We start from the raw sequence: 1,882 nt of genomic DNA, 5'->3' as shown, positions 1-1,882 counted from the left end.
CGCCTGACCTATGCCTATGGCTGGGATGTCGACGCAAACGGTGCCAAACAGTCGGACACCGGTTACCAGCAATGGGTCGTCGGTACTGATTATCAGATTTCCAAACGCACCATGAGCTATGTCTCCTACGGCCGCGTCAAGTACGACCAGAACGTGCCGTTTGGCAGTGGCAGCGGCGTAGACAACGAGTACACCTTGGGTGTCGGTCTGTCACACAGTTTCTAAGCAGGATTTCAAATCGGAAAACCGCCCGTCACCGGGCGGTTTTGCATTATTAGCGGCTGGCTTCCGGCTCTTCCCGCTCGGGCGAACCCAGCGTATGGTGGTGGCGGAAGGTGGGAGTGCGTAGCGCGAACGACGGCGCAATCGGGGTCAGGGTGGTACGATTCGGATTCTGCGTCGGGCAAAGTGCCCGTGCATCGGTGTGCTGCAAACGCTTGTCTTGAGCTCGCAAAGGCTCTCTCCGTTGATATGACGATTTGATTCTAGGCCGCAGGAGAGCGGGCTGACAATGTTTCTTGCGGCGAGTGTTGTTTAATTGATTAAACGTATTGTTTAACGGATTGGGTTTATTGATGAAATTGGCTACCTGGAATGTCAACTCCCTCAAGGTGCGCCTGCCACAAGTCTTGCAATGGCTGCAGGATAATCCGGTCGATGTCTTGTGCCTGCAGGAGCTGAAGCTGGATCAGGACAAGTTTCCGCAGGAAGAGATTGAAGCGGCCGGTTACCGCGCAGCCTGGCTGGGACAAAAAACGTATAACGGCGTGGCGATTCTGGTGCGCAGCCCTTTGACCTTAAGCGATGTGGTCAGCGGTATTCCCGGTTACGACGATGTACAGCGCCGGGTGATCACCGCCACGGTAGGCGGGGTGCGCGTGATGTGTGCCTACTTCGTCAACGGCGAGGCGGTCGACTCGGAAAAGTATCCGTACAAGCTTGCCTGGCTCGCGGCACTGGAAGGCTATGTGGCAAGCGAAGTGGCTGCACATACCGATTTCGCCTTGCTGGGTGACTACAATATCGCACCCGACGACCGCGATGTATATGACCCCGAGGCTTGGCAGGGCAAGGTCTTGTGCTCGGAACCCGAGCGCGCCGCCTTCTTCCGCCTGATTGCGCTTGGCCTGTCCGATTCTTTCCGTCTGTTTAATCAGGACGACAAGCAGTACAGCTGGTGGGACTACCGCGCGATGATGTTCCGCCGCAATCTTGGGGTGCGTATCGACCACATCCTGATCAGTGATTCGCTTAAGGCGCGGGCGCTGGCTTGCGACATCGACAAGGCCCCGCGCAAATGGGAGCGTCCGTCCGATCACACGCCGGTGGTACTGACGCTGGCAGCGCAATAGCCTGACTATTTGTTCTGTATCAAGAGTATGTACTATCCACGTTGGCAGGGAGGCCGGCTTGCCGGATGATGGCCGGCAAGCCGAATGCTTGGGAGCCTGTGTGGATTACGCTTTTGACAACCGCCTCGACTTTACCCTGTTTGACAAACTGCAACAGCAGCAGGACAGTGCGCCGCATTTTCACCCCTATAGCCAGCTGGTGTTTCCCCGTAGCGAAGGCGTGCTGGTCGCGATCGGAACGGCAGAGCCGGTCGAGCTGGCTGCGGATGCCGTGTTATTTATCTCGCCTTTCGTCCGGCATCATGTGACGGTTCGTACCGCCGACGCGCGCTGGGATTCGCTGGCTATCAATCTGGCCCGCCTGGGGCCGGAATTTTTCAACTCGCACTATCTCACGCCTATCCAGGATCTGTTGCGCCATGGTTTTGCCGGCCTGCTGTTTCACGGCGGCACCGCCATGCATGCGCGGCGTGATTTTTTCATGATCCGCAATAGCTTTCGTATGGAGTATCTGATTTCCATCCTGCAGA

4 protein-coding genes are annotated in these 1,882 nt (G+C 57.0%); 3 read left to right on the top strand and 1 reads right to left on the bottom strand.

What is annotated here, in order from left to right:
* Positions 1 to 225, top strand: a 225-nt coding sequence (locus tag EGI20_RS17915) for a porin (protein ID WP_498633057.1), incomplete at its 5' end; no start/stop codon positions are given.
* Positions 226 to 274: 49 nt separating this feature from the next.
* Here EGI20_RS17915 and EGI20_RS17910 read toward each other — a convergent pair.
* Entirely contained in the window at positions 275 to 454 is a 180-nt protein-coding gene (locus EGI20_RS17910; RefSeq protein WP_498632449.1) for a hypothetical protein, read from the bottom strand.
* Positions 455 to 575: 121 nt separating this feature from the next.
* On the opposite strand from EGI20_RS17910, the gene xth reads away from it, so the two are divergent.
* On the top strand, positions 576 to 1,352 hold the full coding sequence (xth, locus tag EGI20_RS17905) for an exodeoxyribonuclease III (RefSeq protein ID WP_498632447.1): 777 nt from the start codon (positions 576 to 578) through the stop codon (positions 1,350 to 1,352).
* Between the two features lie 100 nt (positions 1,353 to 1,452).
* A partial coding sequence (locus EGI20_RS17900) for a cupin domain-containing protein (protein WP_498633056.1) occupies positions 1,453 to 1,882 on the top strand: 430 nt, incomplete at its 3' end.

Source organism: Aquitalea sp. S1-19 (assembly GCF_024343515.1).
This window is presented reverse-complemented; position numbering and strand designations above follow the sequence as displayed.

Excerpts from the sequence above, each read along its gene's own strand:
- xth (WP_498632447.1), top strand. The coding sequence starts at position 576 with ATGAAATTGGCTACCTGGAATGTCAACTCCCTCAAGGTGCGCCTGCCA.